Source organism: Vibrio sp. 1-2 (7-a) (genome assembly GCF_013048515.1).
GTDB lineage: Bacteria > Pseudomonadota > Gammaproteobacteria > Enterobacterales > Vibrionaceae > Vibrio > Vibrio diabolicus.
On record NZ_VHSQ01000006.1, the window covers coordinates 140,084 to 163,328 of the forward strand.

Consider the following 23,245-nt stretch of genomic DNA (forward strand, 5'->3'; position numbering starts at 1 on the left):
TGCCCAGAAGGACAATCAATTAGACGTTGAAGCTTTCACCACAACCACATTCACTTTTCGCGTTAGGGTTGTTGAATTCAAAGCCTTCATTCAACCCTTCTTTCACGTAATCCAATTCGGTACCGTCTAGGTACACTAAGCTTTTTTTGTCGATGATGATTTTCACTCCAGAGAGTTCAAAAACTTCATCTTCTTCGTTAAGCTCATCAACAAACTCAAGTACATATGCCATGCCTGAACAACCAGTCGTCTTCACTCCAAGACGTAAACCGATACCTTTGCCTCGGTTATCTAGGAATGCTCTTACGCGACTTGCCGCTGATTCTGTCATTGTGATGGCCATACTGCACCTTAGTCTGTCTAAATTTCGATTGGAATGGGAGCGTCAAAGCTCCCATTATATTACGGAATAATTATTCTTGGTGTTTTTTCTTGTAGTCTGCAACCGCTGCTTTGATTGCATCTTCAGCAAGAATTGAACAGTGAACTTTCACTGGTGGAAGCTCTAGCTCTTCAGCAATTTCAGAGTTTTTAATTGCTGCTGCTTCATCAACTGACTTGCCTTTTACCCACTCAGTTACTAGTGAGCTTGATGCGATTGCACTACCACAACCGTATGTTTTGAACTTCGCATCTTCGATGATACCTTCCGGTGTCACTTTGATTTGAAGCTTCATTACGTCACCACAAGCTGGAGCGCCAACCATGCCGCTACCTACTGATGGGTCTTCTTTATCGAATGAACCAACGTTACGTGGGTTCTCGTAGTGATCAATTACTTTTTCGCTGTATGCCATGATAAATTACCTCGAATCCTCTATTTCAATCCCTGAGATTAATGGTGAGCCCATTCAACAGTGCTCAAATCAATCCCTTCTTTGTACATATCCCATAGAGGAGACATGTCGCGTAGCTTAGTCACTGCAACGCGGATTTGTTCAATTGCGTAATCAATTTCTTCTTCAGTCGTGAAACGACCAAACGAGAAACGAACCGAGCTGTGAGCCAATTCATCATCCATGCCTAGGGCACGAAGAACGTAAGAAGGCTCAAGGCTTGCAGACGTACAAGCACTACCAGAAGATACCGCTAGATCTTTAAGCGACATTAGTAGTGATTCACCTTCTACGAATGCGAAGCTGATGTTTAGGTTGTGTGGTACACGTTGCTCAAGGTCACCGTTTACCGTCACTGCTTCTAAGTCTTTCACGCCATCAAAAAGACGGTTACGAAGCGCTAAAGCGTGATCGTAATCTTTTTGCATGTCTTCTTTTGCAATGCGGAAAGCTTCACCCATACCTACGATTTGGTGAGTTGCTAACGTACCAGAACGGAAACCACGCTCATGGCCGCCACCGTGCATTTGCGCTTCAAGACGAATGCGAGGCTTACGACGAACGTAAAGTGCACCGATGCCTTTAGGGCCATAAACTTTGTGAGCAGAAAGTGAAATTAGGTCAACTTTCATCTCTTGAACGTCGATTGGTAATTTACCTGCAGATTGCGCTGCATCCACGTGGAAAACAATTTTACGCTCACGACACAATTCGCCGATCGCTGTAATGTCTTGAACCACACCAATCTCGTTGTTTACGTGCATAATAGACACAAGCACTGTGTCATCACGCATTGCCGCTTTAAGCTTCTCTAGATCGATCAAGCCATTTGATTCTGGCTCAAGGTAAGTCACTTCAAAGCCTTCACGCTCAAGTTGACGACATGGGTCAAGAACGGCTTTGTGCTCTGTTTTACAAGTGATTACGTGCTTGCCTTTCTTCGAGTAAAAGTGCGCTGCACCTTTAATCGCAAGGTTGTCTGATTCTGTCGCACCAGATGTAAATACGATTTCGCGAGGATCTGCATTTAGAAGGTCAGCAATTTGCTCACGAGCAGTATCGACCGCTTCTTCTGCCTGCCAGCCGTAACGGTGCGAACGCGACGCTGGGTTGCCAAATGTGCCATCCATTGTCATGTACTGAACCATTTTTTCAGCAACACGTGGATCAACTGGACATGTAGCGGAATAATCAAGATAAATCGGCAGTTTCATTCTCTACTCCAATGTAAAAAGCTGACCGCTAAGAGCGGACGTTTACACCGATGGGCGCGGCGGTTGTATTTTTGTTTGATAGCCCATGGGTTACCGCCAGATCAATGTCCTGACGATCAGAAATTTCGAGGACTTCATTGTCTGTCATCAACTCACCAAGAGTGATGTTATTCAAGAAGTCACTAATGCGAGAGCTTAAGTCGCGCCATAGCGTGTGAGTAAGGCAACGTGTTCCGCCTTGGCAATCTCCTTTGCCCTGGCATTTGGTTGCATCGACTGACTCATCAACGGCTGCAATCACGGTACCAATAGCGATACTGTGTGCGTCGGCACCAAGTCGGTAACCACCACCAGGACCACGAACGCTGGCAACGAGACCTGCTTTACGCAATTTTGAAAATAGCTGCTCTAAGTAAGAGAGCGAGATCCCCTGACGCTCTGAGATGTCAGCAAGAGGTACAGGGTTTTGTTGCGAATGCAGTGCCACATCCAGCATGGCTGTCACCGCATATCTTCCTTTAGATGTAAGTTTCATACCACACCGTATCCACATGGTTTGTAATGGTTAAGATTTTTCCATACCTGAGTAATTTGGTCAAGTATTTATTTGACCATTTTACTCAGGTATTCATCCTTACACCTAAAGTGGTTATTCTTTATTCAGAACTTCTTTTCTATCGAGGTTAAAATGCCGCGTAGAATGTTGAGCTCCTGGGTTTCTGGCCGAGCACGAGAGAACAAGCGACGCAATTTATTCATCACCTGTCCTGGTTGCTCTTTATTGATAAACTGGGTCTCAACCATCACCTTTTCAAGATGCTCGAAGAACATTTCGAGCTCTCTATGACGTGGGTACTCTTCCGGCTCATTTGGGGCAAACTGGCTTTGCTCTAAGTTCAAATGCGCAACTCGTACTTCGTAACTCAGAGTTTGTACGGCCATCGCTAGGTTAAGCGAGCTATATTCAGGGTTAGCAGGAATGCAAACATGGTAGTGACACCTTTGCAGCTCTTCATTTGTTAGACCAGTTCTTTCACGACCAAACACGAGCGCGACAGGGTGTTTTCTACCCTCAACCGCAAATTTCTCACCACATTCACGTGGCTCAAGCATTGGCCATTCTAATGTACGAGAGCGAGCACTGGAGCCCACCACGAGACTGCAATCTTCAACCGCTTCTTCTAATGTGCCGACAATATTTGCATTTTGAGCAATATCACCAGCACCCGCAGCCAAAGCAAGAGTTTGTTCGTCCACTTCACATTGTGGATCGACTAATACTAGTTGGCTTAAACCCATCACTTTCATAGCTCGAGCTGCTGAGCCAATATTGCCTGAATGAGAGGTACCTACGAGTACAATTTTTACTTGATCCAACATCTGTGTTTGCTACCTAAATTAAAACCGCAGAATGTTACCATAGTTTTTTAACACACCCTAGGGCGAAGCAGGCCTCTCTTCTCATTCTTGGTCATTGTTCTCGTTCGCCTCAAGCTAAATACAATAAAACCACTGACTTTAGAACAAAAAATAACCACTTCCCTTTTTACTGATCTCTGGTATACTCGCCGCCGCTTTCATTTGTTCTTTAACATCCGTTGGGAAATTCGTATGCATCCAATGCTAAACATTGCTATTCGCGCTGCGCGAAAGGCAGGCAATCATATTGCTAAATCATTAGAAAACACTGATAAAGTAGAATCTACTCTTAAAGGCACTAATGACTTTGTCACTAATGTAGATAAAGAAGCAGAATACATCATCATCGATACTATCAAGCAGTCTTACCCTGAGCACTGTATCGTTGCTGAAGAACAAGGTCTTATCGAAGGTAAAGATAAAGACGTACAATGGATCATCGACCCACTGGATGGCACCACTAACTTTGTAAAAGGTTACCCAACTTTCGCGGTTTCTATCGCAGTTCGTATCAAAGGCAAAACTGAAGTTGCTTGTGTTTACGATCCAATGCAAAACGAGCTATTCACTGCACAACGTGGTGCAGGCGCTCAACTAAACAGTGCGCGTATCCGTGTTGCTCAACTAAAAGACCTTCAAGGTACTGTTCTAGCTACTGGTTTCCCATTCAAACAGAAACAACACGCTGAGTCTTACATCAAGATCGTTGGTGCTCTATTCACTGAATGTGCTGATTTCCGTCGTAGCGGCTCTGCTGCTCTTGACCTATGTTACGTGGCTGCTGGCCGTGTTGATGGTTACTTCGAGCTAGGTCTAAAACCTTGGGATATGGCAGCAGGTGAGCTTATTGCTCGTGAAGCTGGCGCAATCCTAACTGACTTTGCTGGCGGCACTGAGTACATGAAGTCTGGTAACATTGTTGCTTCAAGCGCTCGTGGCGTAAAATCTATCCTTAAGCACATCCGCGAAAACGGTAACAGCGCGATCCTTAAGTAAGATTTGAAAGTCATATTTAGCCCGTCACGCTGATGACTTTAGAAAGCCCCACTCAATGAGCGGGGCTTTTTTGTATCTACCGAACCGTATCTACTTAGCTGTAATGTAAGGCTCTCCATACAGTAAGGTTCTACAAGCATACGGCTCGATTCAGATACAAAAAAACCGCTGATTGCTCAGCGGTTTTTGTTTTCGATTCTCAACCTGCCTTATGGCATTTCGTCGAACTCTGCGCCTTCTTTTTCTACTTGAGGTGGCATCAAGTGCTCTTTCTGGATGCCCAGTTTTAGCGCTAGTGCTGATGCTACGTAGATAGAAGAGTAAGTACCTACAGTGATACCAAGTAGAAGTGCGGTTGCGAAGCCGTGAATCATCGCACCACCCTGCATGAACAGTGCAATTACCACGAACAATGTTGTACCCGAGGTAATCAACGTACGGCTCAACGTTTGGGTGATTGAAGCGTCCATGATATCGGCTGGCTCACCTTTACGCATCTTACGGAAGTTTTCACGGATACGGTCAAACACAACGATGGTATCGTTGAGCGAGTAACCGACTACCGTTAATAATGCCGCGACGATGGTTAGGTCAACTTCTATTTGTAGGAATGAGAAAACACCTAACGTGATAATGATATCGTGAGCCAATGCCATAACCGCACCAGCCGCTAGACGCCATTCAAATCGCATCGAGACATAAAGCAAGATACAGATCAGCGACACGAGGATCGCTAGACCGCCAGCTTCTGTTAGCTCATCACCAACGTTAGGACCTACGAATTCAATACGACGCATTTCTACGCTTTCGCCAGTACCATCTTTGATAGCACCAATGATTTGGTTGCCCAGCGTTTCACCAGAAACGTCGTCACGTGGACGAAGACGAACCATTACTTCACGAGCACTACCGAAGTTTTGTACTGTCGCATCACCAAAACCTTTCGCATCTAAAGCGGTTCGGATTTTTTCAAGGTTCGCAGGTTTTTCAAAGCCAACTTCAATTAGCGTACCGCCAGTGAAGTCTAGGCCCCAATTTAGCCACTTAGTTGACAAAGTGAAGATAGAAGCAGCAATCATAAAGATTGAAAAAACGAATGCTACTTTCGACCAACGCATAAAGCCGATCGTCTTCTCTGCTTTTAGAATTTGAAACATATTAATTCCCAGCCTTAGATCGACAATTTATCAACGCGTTTGCCACCGTAAATAAGGTTCACGATACAACGTGTACCAATAATGGCGGTGAACATTGAAGTTAAGATACCGATAGATAGAGTAACCGCGAAACCTTTCACTGCACCAGTACCGACTGCAAATAGAATAATTGCAGTAATCAGTGTCGTGATGTTCGCATCGGCAATCGTACTGAATGCATTCGCGTAACCTTGGTGAATAGCTTGTTGTGGACTACGCCCATCGCGAAGCTCTTCACGGATACGCTCGAAGATCAGTACGTTCGCATCAACCGCCATACCGACCGTTAACACGATACCGGCAATCCCCGGAAGCGTCATGGTAGCGCCTGGAATCATCGACATCACACCAATGATCAACACTAAGTTAGCCATTAGAGCGATGTTGGCAATCAAGCCAAAGCCACGGTAGTAAAGCAGCGTAAACAGCATTACGGCAACCATACCCCAGATACACGCTTGGATACCCATATCGATGTTTTGCTGGCCCATTGATGGACCAATAGTACGCTCTTCAACGATAGAGATAGGTGCGATCAGTGCACCAGCACGTAATAGAAGTGCAAGGTTGTGCGCTTCAGCTGCGGAGTCTATACCCGTGATACGGAAGTTACGTCCAAGAGCCGATTGAATCGTCGCTTGGTTGATGACTTCTTCATGCTTATCCAGGATGACTTTGCCTTCAGGCGTACGACGACCACTGTCTTTGTACTCAGCAAACACGGTAGCCATTAGCTTACCGATGTTCTTCTTAGAGAACGCTGACATCTTGTTACCACCTTCGCTGTCTAGCGAGATGTTAACTTGTGGACGACCGTATTCATCGACACTTGAGCTTGCATCCGTAATGCTTTGACCACCAAGAATAACACGCTTCTTAAGCACAACCGGACGACCGTCTCGGTCCATTTTGATTTCACTGCCTGCTGGCGCACGACCATTTGCAGCCGCTGATAGGTCAGCTTTATCGTCAACTTCACGGAATTCTAGCGTCGCAGTCGCACCTAGAATCTCTTTTGCACGAGCAGTATCTTGAACACCAGGAAGCTCAACAACAATTCGGCTTGCACCTTGACGTTGAACAAGAGGCTCTGCAACACCTAGCTCGTTTACACGGTTACGTAAAATCGTAATGTTTTGCTCAACAGCGTAGTTACGGATCTCTTGTAAACGTTGCTCGGTAAAGGTCGCTGTAAGAGCGTAACGGCCATTTGAATCAGATTCGACAAAGAGCATGTCCGGGTGATTCTTTTCTAGCATTGCTTTCGCTTCTGCTAATTGCTCTTCGTTACGTAGCAGAACTTCTACCGCTTCTTTGCCAGAAGGGCGGATAGCACGATAACGAATTTTTGCCTCACGAAGTTCGCTACGGAAAGCTTCTTCTTGCTGACCAACGAGCTTTTCCATCGCAGCGTCCATGTCTACTTCCATTAAGAAGTGGACACCACCACGAAGGTCAAGACCCAGCTTTAATGGTGACGCGCCAATCGCTTCTAGCCAATCGGGTGTAGAAGGAGCAAGGTTAAGTGCAACAATTGTGTCTTTGCCAAGCGCTTCGCTGATGACATCACGAGCACTGATTTGCGTGTCAGTGTCGTTAAAACGAACAAGAATTGATCCATTCTCGAGAGCAATGGATTTATGAGAGAGTTGCTCTTTATCAAGAGCAGTAGTGACAGCATCCAGCGTTGACATATCTACAGAGGCGCCACGCGCCCCTGTAACTTGAATAGCCGGATCTTCACCGTAGATATTTGGAAGTGCGTATAACGCAGCGGTGATGATGGCAAAAAATACCATCAAGTACTTCCATAATGGATAACGGTTTAGCACAGCGAGGATCCTTTAGCTGTTTTATAGAGACTTAAGCGTACCTTTTGGCAACACTGCAGTGATGAAGTCTTTCTTGATTACCACTTCATTGTTCGCGTTAAGCTCGATTGAAATGTAGTCATTGTCTTCAGCAATCTTAGTGATTTTACCCACTAGGCCACCGCTAGTTAGAACTTCGTCGCCTTTGCCCATAGAAGCCATTAGGTTCTTGTGCTCTTTTACACGTTTCGCTTGTGGGCGGTAAATCATGAAGTAAAAGATCACTGCGAACATGCCAAGCATGATTAGCATTTCAAAACCACCGCCTGCTGGCGCGCCTTCTGCTGCTGCGTGAGCCTGAGAAATAAACATTAAAACATCCTCATTATATTTTATTGATAATCCAACAAGTTGGGCTTTCGCATTTTAGATTCAAGTCTGAGAGTAACTAATAGCGATCACTCTCTCAAAAATAACGTGCGTTAGCCTACTTTATTAGCAAAAGCCTCTGGCGACATGCCAAAGGCTTTAATTCTTTTTAGTCCGTCAATGACTGTTCTTTTGCTAGTGGTGGCACTTCACGGCCACGACGCTCATAGAACTCGGTAACAAACTCATCGAAACGATCTTCATCAATCGCTTTACGAATACTTTCCATCAGACGCTGGTAGTAGCGTAGGTTGTGGATCGTATTTAGACGAGCACCTAGAATTTCATTACAACGCTCTAAGTGATGAAGGTACGATTTACTGTAGTTTTGACAAGTGTAACAGTCACAGTGCGGATCCAACGGGGTTGTATCCGTTTTATGTTTCGCATTACGGATCTTGATCACACCACCAGTCACAAACAGGTGACCATTACGCGCGTTACGCGTTGGCATTACACAGTCAAACATGTCGATACCGCGGCGAACACCTTCAACCAAGTCTTCTGGTTTACCCACGCCCATTAGGTAGCGAGGCTTGTCTTCTGGAAGCTGCGGACAAGTGTGCTCAAGAATACGGTGCATGTCTTCTTTAGGCTCGCCTACTGCCAAGCCACCAACCGCGTAACCGTCAAAACCGATTTCCGTTAGACCTTTTACCGACACATCACGTAGATCTTCGTAAACACCACCTTGAACAATACCAAACAGGTTGTTCGGGTTTTCTAGCTTCTCGAAGTGATCACGCGAGCGCTGTGCCCAACGTAGTGACATTTCCATCGATTTCTTCGCTTCATCGTGTGTCGCTGGGTATGGCGTACACTCGTCAAAAATCATGACGATGTCAGAACCTAGGTCTTTTTGAATTTCCATCGACTTTTCTGCGTCCATGAAAATCTTGTCACCATTAACTGGGTTACGGAAGTGCACACCCTCTTCGGTAATAGTACGCATCTTGCCAAGGCTGAATACTTGGAAGCCGCCTGAATCAGTAAGAATAGGACCGTGCCAGTTCATAAAATCATGTAAGTCGCCGTGCATTTTCATGACTTCTTGACCTGGACGCAGCCAAAGGTGGAACGTGTTACCTAGTAAGATTTCTGCGCCCGTACCTTTCACTTCTTCTGGCGTCATGCCTTTAACCGTACCGTAAGTACCAACTGGCATAAACGCTGGGGTTTGAACAGTGCCACGTTCGAAAGTCAGTTGACCACGACGCGCATTGCCGTTTTTCTTCTTAAGATCGAATTTTAATTTCACGATGCCTCCGGGTGTCAGAGAAACAGTCTGACTGAGTGTTTAGGGCTCTACCCTACTTTAAGGAGCGGTCGCTTTTCCTTGCGAGAGATAAAGCAGAGGTTCTGCTCTATTTCCTAGCTTACTGCTAGCACTCGTAAATCTTATTTTTTACTAAATCGTTTTCTTCTTGATGAACATTGAATCACCATATGAGAAAAAGCGATATTTGTTTTCTACCGCATGCTTGTAAGCATTCATGGTGTTCTCATAACCTGCAAATGCACTCACCAACATGATCAGTGTGGATTCTGGCAAGTGGAAATTGGTAATCAAGCAATCCACAAGCTGATATTCGTAGCCAGGGAAAATAAAGATTTCTGTATCACCAAAGAATGGGACCAACTCAGTCCCTTTTTTCAATGCGTCTTGCGCTGCGCTTTCAAGTGAGCGTACCGATGTAGTACCAACAGCAATAATTCGTCCACCGCGCGCTTTCGTCGCTTTAATTGCTTCGACGACTTCTTGCGGTACTTCTACGTACTCAGCGTGCATATGGTGATCGTTGATGTTTTCTACTTTTACTGGCTGGAATGTACCTGCCCCAACGTGCAAAGTGACGTAAGCAAACTCTGCGCCTTTCGCTTTGATTTTCTCTAGTAGAACATCATCAAAATGAAGACCCGCTGTCGGCGCCGCTACTGCGCCTGGCTTCTGGTTATATACGGTTTGGTAACGCTCTTTATCTGCATCTTCATCTGGGCGGTCAATGTAAGGAGGAAGCGGCATGTGGCCGATTTCTTCCAAAATTTCTAATACCGTCTTATCAGCGTTAAATTTCAGTTCAAATAGAGCGTCATGACGCGCCACCATTTCTGCTGAGTATTCATCATTCTCGCCAACAATGATGGTTGTACCTGGTTTTGGAGATTTAGAGCAGCGAACGTGCGCGAGGATGCTTTTCTCGTCAAGCATGCGCTCCACCAGCACCTCTAGCTTACCACCCGACTCTTTACGACCAAAAAGACGAGCAGGTATAACACGAGTATTATTAAACACCACGAGATCACCGGGTTGAACTTGGCCCAATACATCAGTAAATGTGCCATCAATTAGCTCTCCGGTATTGCCGTCCATTTGTAATAGTCGGCTAGCGGTACGCTCTGGCTGAGGGTAACGAGCGATAAGTTCATCTGGAAGGTCGAAATGGAAATCTGATACTTGCATGTTACTTGTCTTATATATTGGTCAAATCACGTCTAGGACGACGATAAAATTGCGACGAGTTTTTCGCAGCAGACTAGTATATGTTTACATGCTGCAATAGCAAGCAAATCCCCAGAATATCACTGTAAAAGCCATGATGAAGAGTGTAATAAAACGTGAAAAACCGCGATCACTTGGCATTACTTTTCAGTTTAAGCCGACAGAAATGGAACATTAAAAAGCAAAGCAGCGCATAACGCTGCTTACTCGTTTGGTATTCAAATCGCCCTATCAAACCTCACGCCTTCGCCACCATGCCAAGGGCACGAATAGACCCAATAGCCACAGACCCAGACTGCCACCATCATCATCTGACCCTTTGAAATCACAGTTATTAGTTGCGATACCGTCGTGACACTCTTTATCTCCGCCGACTTCGTTATTAGCCTCTTTAATAAAGTTCGGTGCAATGATGTAGCTACTTGGTGGCACATCGGCAGTAATGTAAGACTGTACCCAGTCGTAATATTGGCTCACCTTGGTGTAGAAACTTGGAATCGTCAAAGAGCCACAAGTCGGAAGAATGAGAGGTCCACCGCTAACAATACCAATCTGTTTTCCCGTAGCCACATCGACCAGCGGCCCCCCACTGTCACCTTTACATGCAGAGTTACCATATTGGGTGTGGCTATCCGGCTCTAATACTCGGTTTTTCGTTGGTAGCGTACAAATTTTGGTTTGGTTTTCTCTTGAGTCGATGATCCCCGGAAAACTGCTGCCAATTTCTAAACGCTCATAACATTTGTCGATGGGTAAAAATGTACTAATGGTGGTTTTGAGCGTATTGGAAGGTTCAGAAGCATCCGGCTGAGTGGTCCCCCACCCAAACACTTGCACATTTTCGACACGTTGATTGGTCAGGTAATTATCGTTCCAATCCGCTGCCAAACGCGCTTCGATACTCTCCATGTCGGCTTTGTTTGCTAAATCAGCAAAGCTCGCATTTGCCACTGGGCGCGTGAGATACAGCAACGCGATGTCTGAGTCTAAACCGGTTTGTATAGGTTTCACGTTACCATTACTGTCGGTCTCAGCTTTTGAAATCCGCGTGTAATCAGGGTGAACCACAACGTGAGACACCGGATAGAAGTTATCAAGCCCTGCTGAATTAAGTTCATGCACATTCGCATTCACCGACAACTCGCCCGGCGGGGTCACATAGTAGCTTGCTTCGTTCGTTCCCTGCCCCATTACCACGCAGTGTGCCGCAGTCAACACCCACTGCTCCGTCAGCATGGTGCCGCCACACAGTGGGAACTCTGCCATATTACTTGCTCGTAAAGTAACACGATCAACAGAGTCGGTTAGTTCATCTCCTAACACAATCGCCTGTGCTGATTGCACACTGAATGCCGCCACTGCCAGCGCAATGAGTTTGTTACACGTTGTTCTTTTCATTTAGGTTGCTGTCTTCAATTTGGTAAGCCTGAACGTATCTTCTTCGAGAGACGAATCTTGGAAAATCCAGCGAATAAAAATGTGCGATTCAATTCATTGGATTACCTTAGCGGTCCATTCAATATCAACCCAAAATGCCAACTGACTCGCACACAAACCTACTTATTCAAATTAATAAAAACGTCGATAAGACACAGATTACGCAGACAAAAAGAAGCGCAAGTGTATTGTGCTATTTAATTGATGAAAAACGAGTTAGCTCCCAGATATACAGAAAAATATTCTCTATATTTAAGAGAAGGACAATGCCGCTGGAGGTCTCTATGATCAAGGTTGAAGACATGATGACTCGTAATCCTCATACCTTACTGCGCACGCACACCTTGCGTGATGCAAAAAGCATGATGGATGCGCTTGATATTCGACATATTCCGGTTGTTGATGCCAATAACCACTTACAAGGCTTGGTGACTCAACGCGACATTCTTGCTGCTCAAGAATCGAGCTTGCACCCAGATGAGGCTGAACAATCTTTTACTCTAGATACACCGCTCTACGAAATGATGCACACTAACATCATGACGGCCGAACCCATCGCGGGGCTTAAAGAGAGCGCTATCTACATGCAAAAGCACAAAGTTGGCTGTTTACCTGTTGTCACCAAGGGTCGATTGGTAGGCATCATTACTGACAGTGACTTTGTGACCATTGCGATTAACTTATTGGAACTGCAAGAAGAAGTGGAACCCGAAGAAATCGAGCCAGAAGAATAATACGCAAACGCGTTATCTTGGGTGTAAATTTCGTTTCTTAAACGTTTTAAACGAAAAAAGAGCGGCAGGGTTGCCGCTCAAAATGCCATTACTGACGCTGATTAAGGAAGTGTTTCTCTGCCAATTAGAATTGGTCTTCTTCGGTCGAACCTGTCAATGCGGTCACTGAAGAGTTACCACCTTGGATAGTATTGGTCATTCTATCGAAGTAACCTGTACCTACTTCTTGTTGGTGTGCAACAAATGTATAGCCTTTTTCTGCCGCCTGGAATTCAGGACGCTGAACTTTCTCAACATAATGACGCATACCTTCACCTTGAGCATAAGCGTGTGCCAGTTCGAACATGTTGAACCACATGTTGTGAATGCCTGCTAGCGTGATGAATTGGTACTTGTAGCCCATGTCTGCAAGCTCTTGTTGGAACTTAGCAATGGTTTCTGCATCTAGGTTTTTCTCCCAGTTGAATGAAGGCGAGCAGTTGTACGCCAACAATTGATCTGGGTATTCAGCGTGAATTGCTTCTGCAAACTTACGTGCTTCTTCCAAACATGGCGTAGCCGTTTCACACCAAATCAAATCTGCATATGGTGCGTAAGCCAGGCCACGAGAAATCGCTTGGTCGATACCAGCGCGAACGCGGTAGAAACCTTCTTGAGTGCGCTCACCTTCAATAAAATCTTTATCATATGGGTCGCAATCTGAAGTAATGAGATCCGCCGCATTCGCATCAGTACGAGCAATAACTAATGTTGTTGTTCCCGCTACGTCAGCAGCCAAACGAGCTGCAACGAGCTTTTGTACCGCTTCTTGCGTAGGAACTAATACCTTACCACCCATATGGCCACACTTTTTCACCGATGCTAACTGGTCTTCAAAGTGAACGCCCGCGGCACCGGCTTCGATCATCGATTTCATTAGTTCGTAAGCGTTAAGCACACCACCAAAGCCCGCTTCAGCATCCGCTACGATAGGTAGGAAGTAATCAATACCACCTTCATCTTCAGGCGTCTTACCAGCAGCCCACTGAATTTGGTCTGCACGACGGAATGAGTTGTTGATACGCTTTACTACTGACGGTACAGAATCTACTGGGTAAAGAGATTGGTCTGGATACATCGTCGAAGCGGTGTTGTTATCCGCCGCTACCTGCCAGCCTGACAGATAAATCGCTTCAATACCTGCTTTAGCTTGTTGAACGGCTTGACCACCCGTTAGCGCACCAAGACAGTTTACGTAACCTTTTTTCGCACTACCGTTGACCAGTGACCAAAGTTTGTCTGCACCACGTTGTGCAATTGTGTTTGCAGGCACCATAGAGCCACGCAGTTCCACCACTTCCTCGGCAGTGTAAGTACGCTTCACATTTTTCCAGCGTGGGTTAGTTGCCCAGTCTTTTTCCAGAGCTTCAATTTGTTGGCGGCGAGTTAAGTTAGTCATTGGTCTATCCCTCTTTATAATTTGCACTTTATGCGTGTGCGTTGAGTTTCCGTTCTCAGGCAGTACTTCCCTATCTGCCTTGAAAATCCTTCACGTTATTGGTGTTACAGTTATTCTTTATTAATCCAGGTAGTCATAACCAGGAACTGTCAAAAAGTTGGTCAGTTCATCGCTCGTCGTGAGCCTTGCCATTAAGTCTGCTGCTTCTTCAAATCGACCCGCATGGTAGCGCTGCTCGCCAATTTCTTGCTTCACGACTTCAATCTCTTCTTTTAGATAGAGCTCGAACAGCTCTTTAGTGACCTTTAACCCGTTGTCTAGCGACTTGCCGTGTTGAATCCATTGCCAGATCGAAGCTCGGGAGATTTCTGCCGTTGCTGCGTCTTCCATCAGTCCGTAAATCGGCACACAACCGTTGCCAGAGATCCAAGCTTCGATGTATTGCAGCGCAACGCGAATATTGTGGCGCATTCCGCCTTCAGTGCGCTCGCCTTCACAAGGCTCAAGCAGTTCAGCTGCTGTAATAGGCGCATCCCCTGCACGGCTCACATCCAACTGGTTGGTGCGTTCACCCAGCACAGCACTAAAGACTTCCATAGCAGTGTCAGCCAAACCTGGATGAGCCACCCAAGTACCGTCATGACCGTTGTTAGCTTCTAACGATTTGTCAGTCTGGATCTTGTCTAATACTTTTTGATTCTCTTTCGGGTCTTTAGCTGGGATAAATGCGGCCATTCCTCCCATCGCGAAAGCACCACGCTTGTGACAAGTACGAACCAGCAAACGCGAATAGGCGTTCAAAAATGGTTTGTCCATGGTGACGACTTGGCGATCTGGCAGAACACGATCTGGGTGTTTCTTCAGTGTTTTGATGTAACTGAAAATGTAATCCCAACGACCACAATTCAGCCCTACGATGTGCTCTTTAAGTGAGAACAGAATCTCATCCATTTCGAATACGGCTGGTAAGGTTTCAATCAGCACAGTCGCTTTGATGGTGCCTGTATCAAGACCGAAATAGTCTTCCGTGAAATGGAACACTTCGCTCCACCACTTCGCTTCGTGATGCGATTGCAGTTTTGGAATGTAGAAATAAGGGCCGCTGCCTTTTTGAAGTAACGCTTTGTAGTTGTTATAGAAGTACAGAGCGAAATCGAATAGCGCACCTGGAATGATCTGACCGTGCCACGTAACGTGTTTTTCTTTTAAATGAAGGCCGCGAACACGGCAGATCAACACCGCTGGGTCATCTTCCAGCTGATAATGCTTGCCATTGCCAGGGTTGGTGTAACTGATGGTGCCATTCACGGCATCGCGTAAATTCACTTGCCCATCCAGCACTTTACTCCATGCTGGAGACATTGAATCTTCGAAGTCTGCCATGAACACTTTTACATTCGCATTCAGTGCGTTAATCACCATCTTGCGATCAGTTGGTCCGGTAATCTCCACACGGCGATCTTGCAGATCTTGTGGGATTCCTAAGATCTTCCAACTTCCTTCACGGATGTCTTGTGTCTCTGGTAAAAAGTCTAGCAGTTCACCTGCATCGATACGCGCTTGCTTCTCTTCTCGTGCTTCCATCAACTGCTCAACACGTTCGGCAAATTTTTCACACAGCAGAGATAAAAAGGTTTGGGCTTCAACAGGGAAAATTGCTTGATGTTCTGGAGCAACGACTCCATTCACCTCAAGCATGCCTTGGGTTTGCTTTAGTTGTTGTGTTTTTTGTTCTGTCTGAGCAAGCATAATCATTCATCCTTAACGTGCTTTATCCATCTTGGGCAGTCAGCGTAAAGCTACATTTGTAAGTTATGAACAACAAATTACATCCTTTAACTTTGTGTTCAACTCGTCTAGCCATGTCGATAGATTGCGTAATGTTATGTGTATTTTCAATCTAGACATAAGTCTTATCGGCCTTTAAATAAGCTATCTCAACAAAGGGTTTAACGAAACCCCCAAGATAAATAAAACAGAAAATTCGAAGTTTTATTCGGCAGGGTAAAAACCGCCTATCGAACACCTATTTTTGTAATTTATTACGTAATTAAATTACATTAATTTTAAGGCCGATTTATCATTTCAAACGAGTGTATGAATATAGACTGACAAACAAACGCCTTGTATTTACAAGGGCTGGCAAGGTGGATTCAAACAAGGGTCAAACAAGACATACAAGGTTTTGTGTAAAATTAACATTGTGAAATTTCACTATTTTATGAAAGCTTCATCAAAGAAGAGCTGTAAAATTTTACAAGTCAAAGTTCACCAACAGAATAAAATACTAGAAAGCGCACTGTTTTCAGTGCGCTTTTAGATAAATAATGGAGATGTAGAGGCTAATACTAATAGCTAAAGCAGTTCGGAAACGACTTCTGCAAGCTGATTAAATGTTTTCGTTCTTGATGAACTCGGACGCCAAACTAAGCCAATTTCGCGATAGGCTTGCTTTCCTGGGGGATCGATCACGACTAAATTCTGGTTATGCAGCAGGCCGTGGTCGATAGCCATTTGAGGAATGAACGTTGTTCCCAAACCATTCGCAACCATTTGCACCAAAGTATGAAGGCTGGTTGCTGTAAACGGATTAATTTTTTCTTTATCTGTTAATTTACACGCTGATACCGCGTGTTCCGTTAAGCAATGCTCTTTCTCTAATAAAAAGACGGATTCGTCAGGTAAATCTGCGTAACGAATCGGCACAGGCACCGATTGGGCTTGATTCGCACTAATAACCATTCGAAACGGATCCTTACCCACCACTCGACTTTCCATACCGTCAATTTCCACTGGCAACGCTAAAATGAGCACATCCAACTCACCGTGTCTAAGCGCTTGAAGTAAGTTTGTTGTCGTGTCTTCTCTTAATAAAAGATTCAGTTGTGGGAAACGGTAGTTAACCTCTTGCACCAAATCACACAGTAAAAACGGAGCAATTGTTGGTATGCATCCCACTTTTAGCTGGCCTTGCATATCGTCGCCTTGGCACATACGTCCAAGCTCGACCAAATCTTGCCCTTTTGCTAACAGCTCTCGCCCCTGCTTTACTACCATTTCTCCTGTTTGGGTAAAAACCAGTGGACTTTTCTTGTCTTTCTTTTCATATAATGGACAACCAATCAATTCCTCTAAGTTTTGAATACCTTTACTTAAAGTCGACTGACTGACAAAACAACGCTCTGCAGCGTCACTAAAATGTCTTGTTTCATGCAGTGTGACTAAGTAGTGCAACTGCTTCAAACTGGGCCATTTATTCATAATTGTATTTGTATCTACCGCCGTTCCAGTGATCGAGTTAAGAGTTTTGCTATTATCGTTTTTTTCGATTAACTCAATCTATTTATTTCGCTTTTTTCAATACTACAATCTGTACTATAGTTTGTCTCGTACAAACACGGACCAAACCGACACAACTGAATTCGGTTTGGAACTAACCATACTTTTTAGGAGCAAAAAAATGGTACTAGTAGGTCGTCAAGCCCCTGATTTTACTGCAGCAGCTGTTCTAGGTAACGGTGAAATCGTTGAAAACTTCAACTTTGCAGAGTTCACTAAAGGTAAGAAAGCAGTAGTATTCTTCTACCCACTAGATTTCACTTTCGTTTGCCCATCTGAGCTAATCGCATTCGACAACCGTCTAGCTGATTTCCAAGCTAAAGGTGTTGAAGTAATCGGTGTTTCTATCGATTCTCAGTTCTCTCACAACGCATGGCGTAACACTGCTATCGAAGATGGCGGTATCGGTCAAGTTAAGTACCCACTAGTTGCTGACGTTAAGCACGAAATCTGTAAAGCTTACGACGTTGAGCACCCAGAAGCAGGCGTTGCTTTCCGTGGTTCTTTCCTAATCGACGAAGAAGGCGTTGTACGTCACCAAGTAGTTAACGACCTACCACTAGGCCGTAACATCGACGAAATGCTACGCATGGTTGACGCTCTTAACTTCCACCAGAAGCACGGCGAAGTATGTCCTGCACAATGGGAAGAAGGTAAAGCAGGTATGGACGCATCTCCAAAAGGTGTTGCTGCGTTCCTATCTGAGCACGCAGCTGACCTAGGCAAAAAATAATAGACCTTCACCCTAGCTCAACGGGTGTGATGGTTGGATGTATATAAAGCAAAAAGCTAATGCGGAAAACCGCAAACGCCAATCAGTCTAAGTAAAGTCCTATCAAAGCCTAGAGCAAATGCTCTGGGCTTTCTTTTACCTTCAGATAAACCGCCAAAATGAGGTAACGCTGCAGCGTAAACTTTACCTCTATTTCTCATGCCCTCCATACAGATTCTGCTTACTGGCCCTGTTAATATCTTAGCCACAACACTTATTTGTAACGTTAGCAGGATGAATGAACGTGGTTACTCACCTAGAAGTCTGTATCGATAATATTGAATCTCTGCACTACGCCATTGCTGGCGGCGCCACTCGGATTGAACTTTGCTCCTCTTTGGCTTTAGGCGGGCTAACACCCAGTTATGGCTTTATGCAGCAAGCGGCTAAGCTTTCTAGTGTTCCAGTTTATGCCATGATCCGCCCACGCCAAGGTGACTTCTTCTACTGTGAAGAAGAGATCGAAATGATGCGTTGGGATATTGAAGCTGCTCACCAATCGGGCTTGGATGGTGTGGTTTTAGGTGTACTCACTCAAGAGGGGGGTATTCACATGCCCTTTGCAACAGCACTGTGCGAATTCGCACAGGAATTAGGGCTGGGCATAACGTTCCATCGTGCTTTTGATCAATGTAGAAACGCTCAATCAGCATTGGAAGAGGTCATCAGTTTGGGCTGCGAACGCATTCTCACTTCAGGGCTCGCACCTTCTGCGCCAGCAGGCCAGAAAGTACTTAAATCTCTTGTTGAACAAGCCCAAGGACGCATTGCAATCATGGCGGGTGCTGGCGTTAATGCGAGTAACGTACGTGCATTAGTAGAAGACACTCAAGTTCCTGAAATCCATCTGTCAGGGAAAGTGACTCGACCGAGTAAAATGACCTTTGTAGCAGAACAAAGCAAAATAGGCGCATCCGATGTCGATGATTTCTTAATCCCCATCACAAGTACACAAGCCATTACCGATGTTGTAGCAGCTCTCAAATAGACCACCGTAACCTCACACGCATAGCTTTTGAGTGCTAACATATTGTTTATCAAGGAGTGAGGAAAGGTGTATGTCTAAATTGAAGAAAAAGGAATACGAAAAGGAGCTCAAAAACCTTCAAGTTGAGCTCGTAAAACTTCAAGAGTGGGTCAAACACAAAGGGTTAAAAGTGGTGGTTCTGTTTGAAGGCCGTGATGCTGCGGGCAAAGGCGGGGTGATTAAACGCATCACAGAAAAGCTAAACCCGCGTGTTTGTCGCGTGGTCGCTCTGCCTGCACCGACAGAAAAAGAAAAAACGCAATGGTACTTCCAACGTTACGTCGCTCATTTACCATCTGCTGGTGAAATCGTTTTATTTGACCGAAGTTGGTATAACCGAGCAGGTGTCGAAAAAGTCATGGAGTTCTGTACTCCAAACGAATACGAAGAGTTTTTACGCTCTTGCCCTGAATTCGAGAGAATGTTGCAACGCTCTGGGATTATTCTGATTAAGTATTGGTTTTCGGTTTCAGACGAAGAGCAGGAAAAACGTTTTCTAGGCCGAATTAATACGCCGATCAAACGTTGGAAATTCAGCCCAATGGATTTGGAGTCACGTCATCGCTGGGCGGAGTATTCGGAAGCAAAAGATAAGATGTTTGCCTATACAGACACGAAAAACTGCCCTTGGTGGGTCGTCCCTTCTGATGATAAAAAGAAAGCGCGCTTGAACTGTATCAGTCATTTACTAAGCCAGATTGATTACAAAGCACTTGAGTACTCACCCATCGAATTACCTGAACTCAATAAAGAAGGTTACGTCAGAGCGCCCATTGATGATCAGACCTTCGTGCCCGATAAATATTGACGTGCTTTCCCTCTCCCTAATAAATAGACCAGCCTAAAAGCTGGTCTATTTATTGAAATCAGTTACTTCAGTACGTCATCAATGCTTTGATCACCTAGATGGCGTACATCTTTCCCTTTCACGAAGTAAATAATGTATTCACAAATGTTCTGGCAACGGTCCCCCACGCGTTCAATGGCACGTGCAGACCACATCACTTGCAGAATGTTGGGAATATTTTTTGGGTCTTCCATCATGTAGGTCATCAACTGACGAATTACCGCTTCATATTCGGCGTCTAGCTTGTCATCTTGTTTGTGCACCTCTGCTGCCGCTTCCACATCCATGCGGGCGAACGCATCTAAAACCTGATGCAGCATATTAATAGCCTGACGGCAGAGAGGCTCTAACGACACTTGGAACTGTCGTTCTTTTGATGATGGGCTTTCAATGGCAACGTAAGCAATGCGTGTCGCCACGTCACCGATACGTTCTAAATCAGTGATCGTTTTGATGATAGCCATGATTAAGCGCAAGTCTTTTGCCGTTGGCTGACGCTTAGCAATAATGCGTGTGCAGGCGTCATCGATCGAGACTTCCATCGCATTCACTTTATGATCGTCACGCACAACCTTACGCGCCAGTTCGATGTCTTCTTTATGCAAGGCTTGAATAGCATACGAAAGCTGCTGTTCTACCAAGCCACCCATGGTTAATACATGAGTACGAATCGATTCTAGCTCTACGTTGAATTGTCCTGAAATATGACGTCCAAAGTGCATGATGTTCCTTATTCCGTATAGAGTCGCGACTTAACCGTATCGACCCGTAATATAATCTTCGGTCTGTTTCTTCATTGGCGAGGTGAAGATCGAGTCCGCGTCAGAGTATTCAATTAACTTACCCATATGAATGAATGCGGTGTGATCACTCACTCGCGCCGCTTGCTGCATGTTATGGGTAACGATAACAACAGTATATTGAGTCTTAAGCTCATTGATAAGCTCTTCAATAGTTAAAGTTGAGATTGGATCCAACGCTGATGTCGGCTCATCCAATAACAGGACTTCCGGCTCAATCGCCACCGCGCGCGCAATGACCAAGCGCTGTTGCTGACCACCAGATAAACCAAATGCGTTCTCATGCAAGCGGTCTTTTACCTCATCCCACAACGCCGCCGAGCGCAAGGATCGCTCCACTGCGTCATCTAAACTGCGGCTGTTTTTTACACCTTGTAAGCGTAAGCCATAAACTACATTTTCATAAATAGACTTAGGAAATGGATTGGGTCTTTGAAACACCATCCCCACTCGGCGTCGAAGTGTCGCAACATCGACATTAGGATGATAAACATTCTTGCCATGTAGACGGACTTTACCTGTGACTCGACACCCTTCCACTAAGTCGTTCATGCGATTGATGCAACGTAATAACGTCGACTTTCCACACCCTGAAGGACCGATAAAAGCGGTGACTCGCCCTTTGGGAATTCGCATCGAAATATCATGCAGCGCCTGAGTTTGACCATAGAACAGATTAAGGTTCTCGATTGAGATTGCTGTTTGTTCATCCGTTAAATTATGAACGTCCAATGGTGGCTCATAACCTAATGTACTATCAAAATTAAACATACTTAATCTTGTCCTAACGTTCTGTATTTTTCTCGTAAATTATTGCGAATACTGATTGCTGTTAAGTTTAGCCCGACAATCACTGTCACGAGTAAGAAAGAGGTGGCATAAACTAATGGTCGCGCCGCTTCGATGTTGGAGGTTTGAAAGCCAACATCGTAAATGTGAAAACCTAAATGCATGAACTTTCTATCCAAATGCACATAAGGGAATTGCCCGTCAACCGGTAAACTGGATGCCAATTTCACGACCCCCACCAGCATCAGTGGCGCTACTTCGCCAGCTGCACGCGCAATCGCAAGGATCAGCCCTGTGATAATAGCTGGCGTCGCCATAGGCAAAACCACACGCCATAGTGTTTCGAACTGAGTTGCACCAAGCGCCAGAGAACCATGTCGTACTGAACTCGGAATACGAGTTAAACCTTCTTCTGTTGTCACAATCACAACTGGAAGCGTCAGCACGGCAAGAGTTAGTGCAGACCACAACAAACCCGGAGTACCAAAGGTTGGTGCCGGTAGCTTCTCCGCATAGAATACGTTATCGATAGAGGCACCAATCGTATAAACAAAGAAGCCTAAACCAAATACGCCATAAACAATCGATGGAACACCCGCTAGGTTTATAACCGCAATACGAATAACCCTGGTTAGAGCGTTATTCTTAGCGTATTCATGCAGATAGATAGCGGCGATCACCCCAAGTGGCATCACAATGATCGACATGATAATTACTAAGAAAACCGTACCAAATATCGCAGGGAACACGCCTCCCTCGGAATTAGACTCTCTTGGATCTTCAGATAAAAACTTCCAAACCTGCTTCCCCCAGTGCATGACTTTATCAGGCAGTGACATTTGGTTTGGGTACCAGTAGTCCAAAATGTCTTCGAGCGGAATCGATACTTGTGAGCCCGTCATATCCTCGACAATCAGGGCATAGCCAGAAAGCTGTAATCGTAAGCCATCAAGCTGTAAATCTAACGTCGCCAGAGCTTTCTCTATCCGCTCTTTTTTCGTCTGGTTTTCCTTTAAGAAGCTTTCTGTCAGCGTGTCATTCAACTCATGCTTGCGCTTTTCTAATCGCAACTGCTCTAGCTTCCAACCAAGCTCTTTAAGCTGATCGACAACCAAAGAGTCAATCTCATGGCGCAGAGTTTCTGCATCATCCAGTTTTCTATTCAAGACGGATTGAATATCGTTGGTGTATAAGTTGTCTCCATCCTGAAACGCCACCAGCTTACCAAAAAAGTAACCGCCACTACTGCGCTCGATCACTGCCCACTCTTTTGGCGTCGTGGGCTCATCCAACTGCATTTGCAATACGGAGATAAAATCGGCGGGATACAACTCTCGGTTGGCGATTTTGATACTGAGTCGCGTAGCAAAGTCTTCATCGTCTTCTAATTGCTGCGCCGCGCTTTCAGGCAGATAACTCTTCGGTACAAAGCTGCGTTCATACACTTGACCAATCAGAATAGTATTTTCATGTAGCACTTCGCCTTGTACAGGGGTCAGCGCTGCAACATTCCACTGATACAAGGGAGCTGGCCAAAAGTAAGTCAGGCCTTTCCAACCGATAAGGAGTAACAACCCTAATACCGACAACAAACTGATGCTGACTGCACCGCCTGTTAGCCATATCCACGGTGCGCCAGAACGAATCCAATTTAACACGTC

General features: G+C 45.2%; 22 protein-coding genes. 5 read left to right on the forward strand and 17 right to left on the reverse strand.

Annotation, left to right across the window (positions count from 1 at the left end; all coding sequences use genetic code 11):
* Positions 1-19: 19 nt before the first annotated feature.
* The 5 genes from iscA to trmJ form a co-directional block, all read right to left on the reverse strand.
* The gene (gene iscA / locus FKN08_RS16440; protein ID WP_005391554.1) at positions 20-343 is read right to left on the reverse strand and encodes an iron-sulfur cluster assembly protein IscA; all 324 of its coding nucleotides are present in this window, start codon (positions 341-343) and stop codon (positions 20-22) included.
* Positions 344-413: 70 nt separating this feature from the next.
* Positions 414-797, reverse strand: a complete 384-nt coding sequence (iscU, locus tag FKN08_RS16445) for a Fe-S cluster assembly scaffold IscU (RefSeq protein ID WP_005381718.1) — start codon at positions 795-797, stop codon at positions 414-416.
* Positions 798-835: 38 nt separating this feature from the next.
* The gene (locus FKN08_RS16450) at positions 836-2,050 is read right to left on the reverse strand and encodes an IscS subfamily cysteine desulfurase (protein WP_170892547.1); all 1,215 of its coding nucleotides are present in this window, start codon (positions 2,048-2,050) and stop codon (positions 836-838) included.
* A gap of 28 nt (positions 2,051-2,078) precedes the next feature.
* On the reverse strand, positions 2,079-2,585 hold the full coding sequence (gene iscR / locus FKN08_RS16455) for a Fe-S cluster assembly transcriptional regulator IscR (RefSeq protein WP_005381720.1): 507 nt from the start codon (positions 2,583-2,585) through the stop codon (positions 2,079-2,081).
* A gap of 125 nt (positions 2,586-2,710) precedes the next feature.
* Complete coding sequence (gene trmJ / locus FKN08_RS16460) at positions 2,711-3,430, reverse strand: tRNA (cytosine(32)/uridine(32)-2'-O)-methyltransferase TrmJ (RefSeq protein WP_170892548.1); 720 nt, start codon at positions 3,428-3,430, stop codon at positions 2,711-2,713.
* Between the two features lie 231 nt (positions 3,431-3,661).
* On the opposite strand from trmJ, the gene suhB reads away from it, so the two are divergent.
* Positions 3,662-4,465, forward strand: coding sequence for an inositol-1-monophosphatase (gene suhB / locus FKN08_RS16465; protein ID WP_047010191.1), 804 nt, complete (start codon positions 3,662-3,664; stop codon positions 4,463-4,465).
* A gap of 209 nt (positions 4,466-4,674) precedes the next feature.
* Here suhB and secF read toward each other — a convergent pair whose 3' ends face one another.
* The 6 genes from secF to FKN08_RS16495 form a co-directional block, all read right to left on the reverse strand.
* Positions 4,675-5,622: a protein translocase subunit SecF gene (secF, locus tag FKN08_RS16470; protein ID WP_005391572.1), complete on the reverse strand. Its 948-nt coding sequence runs from the start codon at positions 5,620-5,622 to the stop codon at positions 4,675-4,677.
* A 14-nt stretch (positions 5,623-5,636) separates the two neighbouring features.
* Positions 5,637-7,493 carry a protein translocase subunit SecD gene (gene secD, locus FKN08_RS16475; RefSeq protein WP_006741889.1) on the reverse strand — a complete coding sequence of 619 codons (1,857 nt, stop codon included), beginning with the start codon at positions 7,491-7,493 and terminating at the stop codon, positions 5,637-5,639.
* Positions 7,494-7,514: 21 nt separating this feature from the next.
* A complete protein-coding gene (yajC, locus tag FKN08_RS16480; RefSeq protein WP_005381725.1) occupies positions 7,515-7,844 on the reverse strand; it encodes a preprotein translocase subunit YajC in 330 nt (109 codons plus the stop codon).
* A gap of 166 nt (positions 7,845-8,010) precedes the next feature.
* Positions 8,011-9,159, reverse strand: coding sequence for a tRNA guanosine(34) transglycosylase Tgt (gene tgt / locus FKN08_RS16485; RefSeq protein WP_005391577.1), 1,149 nt, complete (start codon positions 9,157-9,159; stop codon positions 8,011-8,013).
* 150 nt (positions 9,160-9,309) lie between these two features.
* A complete protein-coding gene (queA, locus tag FKN08_RS16490; protein ID WP_046874341.1) occupies positions 9,310-10,362 on the reverse strand; it encodes a tRNA preQ1(34) S-adenosylmethionine ribosyltransferase-isomerase QueA in 1,053 nt (350 codons plus the stop codon).
* Positions 10,363-10,632: 270 nt separating this feature from the next.
* Positions 10,633-11,799 carry a serine protease gene (locus tag FKN08_RS16495; protein ID WP_006741891.1) on the reverse strand — a complete coding sequence of 389 codons (1,167 nt, stop codon included), beginning with the start codon at positions 11,797-11,799 and terminating at the stop codon, positions 10,633-10,635.
* Positions 11,800-12,122: 323 nt separating this feature from the next.
* Between FKN08_RS16495 and FKN08_RS16500 the strand changes: the two genes are divergently transcribed.
* Positions 12,123-12,572, forward strand: coding sequence for a CBS domain-containing protein (locus FKN08_RS16500; protein ID WP_005391583.1), 450 nt, complete (start codon positions 12,123-12,125; stop codon positions 12,570-12,572).
* 124 nt (positions 12,573-12,696) lie between these two features.
* On the opposite strand, the gene aceA is transcribed toward FKN08_RS16500, so the two are convergent.
* The 3 genes from aceA to FKN08_RS16515 all read right to left on the reverse strand — a co-directional run bounded on the left by aceA (position 12,697) and on the right by FKN08_RS16515 (position 17,271).
* The gene (gene aceA, locus FKN08_RS16505) at positions 12,697-14,010 is read right to left on the reverse strand and encodes an isocitrate lyase (protein WP_005381733.1); all 1,314 of its coding nucleotides are present in this window, start codon (positions 14,008-14,010) and stop codon (positions 12,697-12,699) included.
* A 120-nt stretch (positions 14,011-14,130) separates the two neighbouring features.
* Entirely contained in the window at positions 14,131-15,759 is a 1,629-nt protein-coding gene (gene aceB / locus FKN08_RS16510; RefSeq protein WP_053808702.1) for a malate synthase A, read from the reverse strand.
* A gap of 606 nt (positions 15,760-16,365) precedes the next feature.
* The gene (locus FKN08_RS16515; RefSeq protein ID WP_005383681.1) at positions 16,366-17,271 is read right to left on the reverse strand and encodes a hydrogen peroxide-inducible genes activator; all 906 of its coding nucleotides are present in this window, start codon (positions 17,269-17,271) and stop codon (positions 16,366-16,368) included.
* A 199-nt stretch (positions 17,272-17,470) separates the two neighbouring features.
* On the opposite strand from FKN08_RS16515, the gene FKN08_RS16520 reads away from it, so the two are divergent.
* From FKN08_RS16520 to ppk2, 3 genes are all read left to right on the forward strand, one after another.
* Complete coding sequence (locus tag FKN08_RS16520; RefSeq protein ID WP_005381738.1) at positions 17,471-18,082, forward strand: peroxiredoxin C; 612 nt, start codon at positions 17,471-17,473, stop codon at positions 18,080-18,082.
* A gap of 277 nt (positions 18,083-18,359) precedes the next feature.
* A complete protein-coding gene (locus tag FKN08_RS16525; RefSeq protein ID WP_170892549.1) occupies positions 18,360-19,109 on the forward strand; it encodes a copper homeostasis protein CutC in 750 nt (249 codons plus the stop codon).
* 70 nt (positions 19,110-19,179) lie between these two features.
* Entirely contained in the window at positions 19,180-19,956 is a 777-nt protein-coding gene (gene ppk2 / locus FKN08_RS16530; protein ID WP_170892550.1) for a polyphosphate kinase 2, read from the forward strand.
* A gap of 62 nt (positions 19,957-20,018) precedes the next feature.
* Here the strand turns inward: ppk2 and phoU are convergent, their stop codons facing one another.
* The 3 genes from phoU to pstA are packed head-to-tail and all read right to left on the reverse strand — an operon-like array spanning position 20,019 to position 23,242.
* Complete coding sequence (gene phoU / locus FKN08_RS16535) at positions 20,019-20,717, reverse strand: phosphate signaling complex protein PhoU (protein WP_005381744.1); 699 nt, start codon at positions 20,715-20,717, stop codon at positions 20,019-20,021.
* Positions 20,718-20,747: 30 nt separating this feature from the next.
* A complete protein-coding gene (gene pstB / locus FKN08_RS16540) occupies positions 20,748-21,566 on the reverse strand; it encodes a phosphate ABC transporter ATP-binding protein PstB (RefSeq protein WP_005381745.1) in 819 nt (272 codons plus the stop codon).
* Between the two features lie 2 nt (positions 21,567-21,568).
* Positions 21,569-23,242 carry a phosphate ABC transporter permease PstA gene (gene pstA / locus FKN08_RS16545; protein ID WP_170892551.1) on the reverse strand — a complete coding sequence of 558 codons (1,674 nt, stop codon included), beginning with the start codon at positions 23,240-23,242 and terminating at the stop codon, positions 21,569-21,571.
* Positions 23,243-23,245: the final 3 nt, after the last annotated feature.